The following is a 7580-nucleotide window of genomic DNA, read 5'->3' as shown; positions in this document are numbered from 1 at the left end:
GTCGCCGTTTTCAGAAGAAGCCTCCGTGTCTGATAAGGATACGGAGGCTTTGTTCGTTTATATACCTCCGGAACTGCTCCCCTTAATCCCTGTCATGCGTTGTTGCATACGTATTTTTCTGCTTCTTTTGTCATTCTTTTGTTATCATTACAGAACAAAGTTGGTGTAAAATGAGTTTTTTTTGGAAGAGCAAGAACTTTTCTTCCTTTCTTTCTATTCAATATCAAATGGATTTTTGTAAATTTGGCGTGAATCTAATAGGAAGGGAAAAAATCACGCAATTAATATTGTAATATAAATCATATAATAACTCCTGCAAATATGGAAAACAAGATTCAAGAGCTGACCGATAAGATCTACCGCGAAGGCGTAGAGAAAGGAAACGAAGAGGCACAGAAACTTATCGCAAAAGCTCAGGAAGAAGCCAAGAGAATTATAGAGGATGCTCACAAGGAAGCGGATTCTATCGTGGCTACCGCTCATAAGTCTGCCGATGAACTGGCAGAGAATACAAAATCTGAATTAAAGTTGTTTGCCGGTCAGGCTGTGAATGCTCTGAAGTCCGAAATCGCTACGTTGGTGACGGACAACATTGTGAATGCCGATGTAAAGGCATTTGCTGCAAACAAGGATTATCTTAATGCCTTCATCGTTGCATTGGCGTCCAAATGGAGTGTGAACGAACCAATCGTTATCTCTACTGCCGATGCGGAAGGCTTGACAAAATATTTCGCAGCGAAGGCGAAAGACCTGCTGGACAAGGGTGTGAAGATTGAGCAAGTGAATGGCATCAAAACCTTGTTCTCCGTATCGCCTGCCGATGGTTCGTACAAGGTGAACTTTGGCGAAGAAGAATTTATGAATTACTTCAAGGAATTCCTGCGTCCGCAATTAGTGGAAATGCTGTTCTAAAAACTCCCACAGGATTATGAGTAAATACTATTACTTGGTAGCCGGTTTGCCTGAACTTACTCTGGAAGACAGTAAACTGAGCTATACAGTAGCCGATTTCAAGACGGAACTATATCCTGCCTTGTCGGAAGATGATAAAAAGTTGATAGATTTGTTTTATCTGAAATTCGATAATGCGAATGTCTTGAAACTATTGAAGGATAAGGATGCTGCCATCGACCCGCGCGGAAACTATTCGTCAGAGGAACTGGTGGAATATATCTCACAACTGAAGGATGGCGACGAAGTCTCTGACAGTGTATTCCCATCTTATCTCTCTACGTTCATTTCCGAATACTTCAGCCTGCCTGCCGAGGACGGTTTCTTGTATGAAGACCGCCTGGCAGCGCTCTATTACGCCTATGCCATGGAATGCAGGAATCAGTTTGTGTCTTCCTGGTTTGGCTTCAACCTCACTCTCAATAATATATTGGTGGCGCTCACAGCACGTAAGTTCAAGCTGGACATTGCTCCGCTGATTGTGGGTGATACGGAAGTGTGCGAGGCTCTGCGTACTTCCAATGCCCGTGACTTCGGTCTGGGTACTGAGGTGGATTATCTGGAGCAGCTGGTGAAAATCAGTGAGACGGAGGAACTGGTGGACCGGGAAAAGAAACTGGACCAGCTTCGCTGGGACTGGATGGAGGAGGCCACATTCTTCGATTACTTTACCGTGGAACGTCTGTTTGTCTTCCTGCTACAGCTGGAGATGATAGAACGGTGGATTTCGTTGGATAAAGAGAAGGGTAACCAACTGTTCCGCAGCATTATCGCTGCCTTGAAAGACGAGGTGCAGATACCCGCAGAATTCAGATAAAATAAACAACTAAAAATATATGGCAACAAAAGGAACTGTTAGTGGCGTAATAGCCAACATGGTGACCCTCGTCGTCGACGGACCGGTAGCGCAGAATGAGATTTGTTATATCTCGACCGGAGGAGACAAGTTGATGGCGGAGGTGATTAAGGTAGTAGGTACCCAGGTCTACGTGCAGGTATTTGAGAGTACCCGCGGACTGAAAGTGGGGGCCGAAGCTGCGTTTACCGGACATATGCTCGAAGTAACACTGGGGCCCGGTATGCTTTCGAAAAACTACGACGGTCTGCAAAACGACCTCGATAAGATGGACGGTGTTTTCTTGAAACGCGGGCAATATACCTATCCGCTGGATAAAGGAAGCAAATGGCATTTTGTGCCTTTGGCAAAGGTGGGCGACCAAGTGGAAGCCGCTGCCTGGCTGGGACAAGTGGACGAAAACTTCCAACCTCTGAAAATCATGGTGCCTTTTGAACAGAAAGGTGTGTGCACCGTGAAATCAATTGCAAAGGAAGGTGATTACAGCATTGAGGATACCATTGCAGTGCTGACGGATAGCGAAGGTAATGACATCCGGGTGAACATGATACAGAAATGGCCCGTGAAGCGCGCCATGACCAACTATAAGGAAAAACCGCGTCCTTTCAAATTGCTGGAAACCGGTGTGCGTGTAATCGACACCGTAAACCCGATTGTGGAAGGTGGTACGGGTTTTATCCCCGGTCCGTTCGGTACTGGAAAAACGGTGCTTCAGCATGCCATTTCAAAACAAGCGGAAGCGGACATCGTAATCATCGCTGCCTGCGGTGAGCGTGCCAACGAGGTTGTGGAAATCTTTACAGAATTCCCCGAATTGGTTGACCCGCATACGGGACGGAAGCTGATGGAACGTACGATTATCATTGCCAATACTTCGAACATGCCGGTGGCTGCCCGTGAGGCATCTGTCTACACGGCTATGACGATTGCAGAATACTACCGAAGCATGGGATTGAAGGTACTGCTGATGGCGGACTCCACTTCACGTTGGGCGCAGGCATTGCGCGAGATGTCCAACCGTATGGAGGAGTTGCCCGGTCCCGATGCCTTCCCGATGGACTTGTCCTCCATCATCTCCAACTTCTACGGCCGTGCGGGTTATGTGAAGCTGAACAACGGCGAGTCCGGTTCCATTACTTTCATCGGTACGGTATCGCCTGCCGGTGGTAACTTGAAGGAGCCGGTAACCGAGAATACGAAGAAGGTGGCACGCTGCTTCTATGCCCTTGAGCAAGACCGTGCCGACAAGAAGCGTTATCCTGCCGTAAACCCGATTGACTCGTATTCCAAATATATAGAATACCCTGAATTTGAAGAGTATATCACCAAGCACATCAACGGTGAGTGGATTGGCAAGGTGAATGAAATCAAGACCCGTTTGCAGCGTGGTAAGGAGATTGCCGAGCAAATCAACATCTTGGGTGACGACGGTGTGCCCGTAGAGTATCACGTGACTTTCTGGAAATCGGAATTGATTGACTTCGTTATTCTGCAGCAGGATGCCTTTGATGAAATTGATGCCGTGACCCCGATGGAGCGTCAGGAGGAGATTCTGAATATGGTAATAGAAATCTGTCATACAGAATTTGAGTTCGACAACTTCAACGAAGTAATGGATTACTTCAAGAAAATGATTAACATCTGTAAGCAGATGAACTACTCGAAGTTTAAGTCGGAAGAATACGACAAGTTCCATAAGCAGTTGCAGGAACTGGTTGAGGAACGTAAAGCCTAAGGATGTACTATGTGACTATTTACAATTTACTATTTGCCTTGCGGATGCAGGTGTACGGAGGTTGTAGATAGGAAAATAGTAGAATAGGATGGCAGAGATTTAAATAGTAAATAGTAAATTGCTAAATTGTAAATAAATAGATGGCAACAAAAGCATTTCAAAAAATATATACCAAGATTACTCAGATTACGAAAGCTACGTGTTCGCTGAAGGCAACCGGAGTGGGGTATGACGAGTTGGCGACCGTAAACGGCAAGCTGGCCCAGGTGGTGAAGATTGCCGGCGACGAAGTGACTTTGCAGGTGTTTGAGGGTACGGAAGGTATTCCCACCAATGCAGAGGTAGTATTCTTGGGCAAGGCTCCTACAATCAAAGTGAGCGAGCAGCTTGCCGGACGCTTCTTCAACGCCTTTGGCGACCCCATCGACGGTGGTCCGGCCATTGAAGGCGAGGAGGTGGAAATTGGCGGTCCATCCGTGAATCCGGTGCGCCGTAAGCAGCCCTCGGAACTGATTGCAACCGGTATTGCAGGTATCGACTTGAACAATACGCTGGTGTCCGGACAGAAGATTCCGTTCTTTGCCGACCCCGACCAGCCCTTCAACCAGGTGATGGCGAATGTGGCTCTGCGTGCGGAGACTGACAAGATTATCCTTGGCGGTATGGGTATGACGAACGATGATTACCTTTACTTCAAGAACGTATTCTCCAATGCCGGTGCGCTCGACCGTATCGTCAGCTTTATGAATACCACCGAGAATCCTCCGGTAGAGCGTCTGCTGATTCCGGATATGGCACTGACGGCGGCCGAGTATTTTGCTGTAAACAATAATGAAAAGGTGCTGGTGCTGCTGACGGATATGACTTCCTACGCCGATGCGCTCGCCATCGTGTCCAACCGTATGGACCAGATTCCTTCGAAGGACTCCATGCCGGGTTCCCTTTATTCGGACTTGGCGAAGATATACGAAAAGGCGGTGCAGTTCCCAAGCGGCGGTTCCATCACGATTATTGCGGTGACGACTCTGTCCGGTGGCGACATTACGCATGCCGTGCCCGACAATACGGGTTATATCACGGAAGGCCAGTTGTTCCTCCGTCGTGACAGCGACATCGGTAAGGTTATCGTTGACCCGTTCCGTTCCTTGTCCCGTCTGAAACAGCTTGTTACGGGCAAAAAGACACGTAAGGACCATCCGCAGGTGATGAATGCCGCTGTACGTCTGTACGCCGATGCCGCCAACGCCAAAACCAAGCTTGAAAACGGTTTCGACCTGACGAACTACGACGAACGTACCCTTGCCTTTGCCAAGGACTACTCCAACCAGCTACTGGCCATCGATGTCAACCTCGATACCACAGAGATGCTCGATGTGGCATGGAGTCTGTTCGGCAAGTATTTCCGTCCGGAAGAGGTGAATATCAAGAAAGAGCTTGTGGACCAGTTCTGGCCGAAAGCAAACTAAATAAATGTACGATTAGACGATTTACGGTTTACGATTGATATTACTGAAATTGTAAATCTGTAAATTGAGAAATTGAGTAGCTTCAGTCGTCTAATCGTAAATCGTTAAATCGTAAATAAAATGGCTATTAAGTTTCAATATAACAAAACCTCGCTTCAGCAACTCGAAAAGCAACTGAAGGTGCGCGTGCGTACACTCCCCATTATTAAGAATAAGGAGAGTGCCCTGCGTATGGAAGTGAAGCGCTGCAAGGGAGACGCTGCCGCGTTGGACGCGAGGTTGGAAAAGGAAATCCAAGCTTACGAAGCCATGTTCGCCCTTTGGAATGAGTTCGACGCTTCATTGATAAAGGTCAGCGATGTTCATCTCGGTGTAAAGAAGATTGCCGGTGTACGGGTGCCGTTGCTCGAGAATGTAGATTTCGAGATACGCCCTTACAGCTTGTTCAATGCGCCCAAATGGTATGCAGACGGGCTGCATTTGCTTAAGTCACTGGCACATACTGCCATCGAGCGTGAATTTACTGTTGCCAAGTTGAACTTGTTGGAACATGCGCGTAAAAAGACCACCCAGAAGGTGAATCTTTTTGAGAAAGTACAGATTCCGGGTTATCAGGATGCTCTGCGCAAAATCAAGCGGTTTATGGAAGACGAGGAGAACCTTTCCAAGTCATCGCAGAAAATCATGAAATCCCATCAGGAGAAAAGGAAGGAGGCAGAGGCATGATTACGAAAATGAAGAAGCTCACGTTCCTTGTGTATCATAAGGAGTACGAAGCATTTCTGGCACAAATCCGGGAACTGGGCGTGGTGCACGTTGTGGAAAGGCAGTGCGGCGAGATGGACGACACCTTGCAGCAATTCATGCAGAAGCGTACGCTCTACAAGAATATGCTTCAGAGCATGCACACCCTGGCAGACAAACAGCCGGAAGAAAAGGTGCATAAAGAGTTGTCGGCCGATGCTCTGGTGAAATTCTACGAGGACTTGCAGGCGCGGATACAAGACTTGAACCAGCAGATTCCCGCCATCGACAAGGATGTGGCGCAGATGGAAGTCTGGGGCGATTTCGATTGGAGAGCCATCCGCAAGCTGGAAGATGCTGGTTGGTTCGTGCAGTTCTATACCTGCCCGGAGAAAGACTATAACGAAGCGTGGGCAGAGGACTACAATGCCATCGTGGTGAAAGAGAACGGCGGACATCTTTATTTCGTGACCGTCACTCCCCAACCGGTAGAACTGGATGTGGAACCGCTCCGTCTACCTTCACTCAGCCTCTCCGAACTGAGCCGGAAGAAAGCCGATACGGAAGAGGCCCTTGTGCAGGCACATGCCGGATTGAAAGAATTCTGCAAAGCGAATTACTGCACGTTGGAGAAGTACAACCTACAGCTCCAGGAAGAGATAGACCTGCTGAAAGTCAAGCTGAACAGCGAACATATGGCAGAAGGTGCCGTAGTGTTGATGGAAGGCTGGATTCCCGAAGACTGCGAGGCGGATGTGAGGAAACTTCTCGATGAAAGCGGCACTTATTATGAGATAAGGGCTGCCAAGCGCGAGGACAATGCTCCCATCAAGCTGAAAAACAACGCCTATACACGCATGTACGAAGTGCTTACCAAAATGTACGGTATGCCCGAATATGCCGAGTTCGACCCGACACCGATACTTGCGCCATTCTTCTCGCTCTTCTTTGCTTTCTGTATGGGAGATGCGGGCTACGGTCTGGTACTGATTGCACTCGGGTTCATTTTGAAAAGGAAGATGTCCAAGTCCATGAAAGGCATGATGAACCTGGTGATTACGTTGGGTATATTTACGTCCGTCATCGGTGCCATATTGGGAACCTTCTTCGGTGTAAGCCTCTTTGACCTGGAGATACCCGCCAAACTGAAGGAATTCATGATTGTGGGTAAGATAGGTGAGACTACCTATGACAAGCAAATGCTGCTGGCGTTGATTATCGGTGCGGTGCACATCTGCATTGCCATGACGGTGAAGGCCGTGGGACAGACCGTTCGTTTCGGCTTCAAGGAGTCGCTCAGTGCCTGGGGATGGCTGTTGCTGGTGGTGGGATTTATCTGCACCGGCGGACTTTCCTTCTTCAAGATAATTTCGGAAGACGTGTCTACGTGGGCATTTATCGTGATTGGCGGTGTTTCCGCCATCGGTATCTACCTGCTGAACAATATCCACCGGAATGTATTTGTCAACATCGGTGCCGGAGTATGGGATACCTATAACATGGCAACCGGATTGATGGGCGATATACTTTCCTACATCCGTCTCTATGCCCTCGGCTTGGCAGGCGGTATGCTTGGAGGCGTGTTCAACCAGCTTGCCTTCATGGTGAACGATGCTGCAGGTCCGGCCCTGGGATGGCTGTTCTGCGGTCTGATACTGATATTCGGGCATACGCTGAACATTGCCATGTCTTGTCTGAGTGCCTTTGTACACCCGCTCCGTCTGACATTTGTGGAATACTTCAAGAATTCCGGTTACGAAGGTAAGGGCGAAGCCTATAAACCTTTTACAGTAGTAAAGAAATAAACAAATTAAAAAACAAATAAAAA

At 48.1% G+C, this 7580-nt stretch carries 6 protein-coding genes; all 6 read left to right on the top strand.

Annotation, left to right across the window (positions count from 1 at the left end; genetic code table 11):
• Positions 1–321 precede the first annotated feature (321 nt).
• The 6 genes from DWY55_RS14740 (at position 322) to DWY55_RS14715 (ending at position 7557) form a co-directional block, all read left to right on the top strand.
• Positions 322–912: a hypothetical protein gene (locus DWY55_RS14740; protein ID WP_005827382.1), complete on the top strand. Its 591-nt coding sequence runs from the start codon at positions 322–324 to the stop codon at positions 910–912.
• Between the two features lie 16 nt (positions 913–928).
• Positions 929–1768 (top strand): DUF2764 domain-containing protein, encoded by an 840-nt coding sequence (locus DWY55_RS14735; protein WP_044467767.1) that lies wholly within the window; start codon positions 929–931, stop codon positions 1766–1768.
• 19 nt (positions 1769–1787) lie between these two features.
• A complete protein-coding gene (locus tag DWY55_RS14730; protein ID WP_005837368.1) occupies positions 1788–3542 on the top strand; it encodes a V-type ATP synthase subunit A in 1755 nt (584 codons plus the stop codon).
• A 140-nt stretch (positions 3543–3682) separates the two neighbouring features.
• Positions 3683–5008 carry a V-type ATP synthase subunit B gene (locus tag DWY55_RS14725; RefSeq protein WP_005827389.1) on the top strand — a complete coding sequence of 442 codons (1326 nt, stop codon included), beginning with the start codon at positions 3683–3685 and terminating at the stop codon, positions 5006–5008.
• A gap of 120 nt (positions 5009–5128) precedes the next feature.
• Positions 5129–5734: a V-type ATP synthase subunit D gene (locus DWY55_RS14720; RefSeq protein ID WP_005827391.1), complete on the top strand. Its 606-nt coding sequence runs from the start codon at positions 5129–5131 to the stop codon at positions 5732–5734.
• On the top strand, positions 5731–7557 hold the full coding sequence (locus DWY55_RS14715) for a V-type ATP synthase subunit I (RefSeq protein WP_008664313.1): 1827 nt from the start codon (positions 5731–5733) through the stop codon (positions 7555–7557). The genes DWY55_RS14720 and DWY55_RS14715 overlap by 4 nt, the downstream gene beginning before the upstream one ends.
• Positions 7558–7580: the final 23 nt, after the last annotated feature.

This window comes from Bacteroides sp. AF25-38AC (genome assembly GCF_003602995.1).
Taxonomy (GTDB): Bacteria; Bacteroidota; Bacteroidia; order Bacteroidales; family Bacteroidaceae; genus Bacteroides; species Bacteroides uniformis.
The sequence above is the reverse complement of the archived record's forward strand: the minus strand, read 5'-3'. Positions and strand labels throughout refer to the sequence as shown.

Coding starts and splice junctions, on each gene's coding strand:
- DWY55_RS14740 (WP_005827382.1), top strand. CDS start 322: ATGGAAAACAAGATTCAAGAGCTGACCGATAAGATCTACCGCGAAGGC.
- DWY55_RS14735 (WP_044467767.1), top strand. CDS start 929: ATGAGTAAATACTATTACTTGGTAGCCGGTTTGCCTGAACTTACTCTG.
- DWY55_RS14730 (WP_005837368.1), top strand. CDS start 1,788: ATGGCAACAAAAGGAACTGTTAGTGGCGTAATAGCCAACATGGTGACC.
- DWY55_RS14725 (WP_005827389.1), top strand. CDS start 3,683: ATGGCAACAAAAGCATTTCAAAAAATATATACCAAGATTACTCAGATT.
- DWY55_RS14720 (WP_005827391.1), top strand. CDS start 5,129: ATGGCTATTAAGTTTCAATATAACAAAACCTCGCTTCAGCAACTCGAA.
- DWY55_RS14715 (WP_008664313.1), top strand. CDS start 5,731: ATGATTACGAAAATGAAGAAGCTCACGTTCCTTGTGTATCATAAGGAG.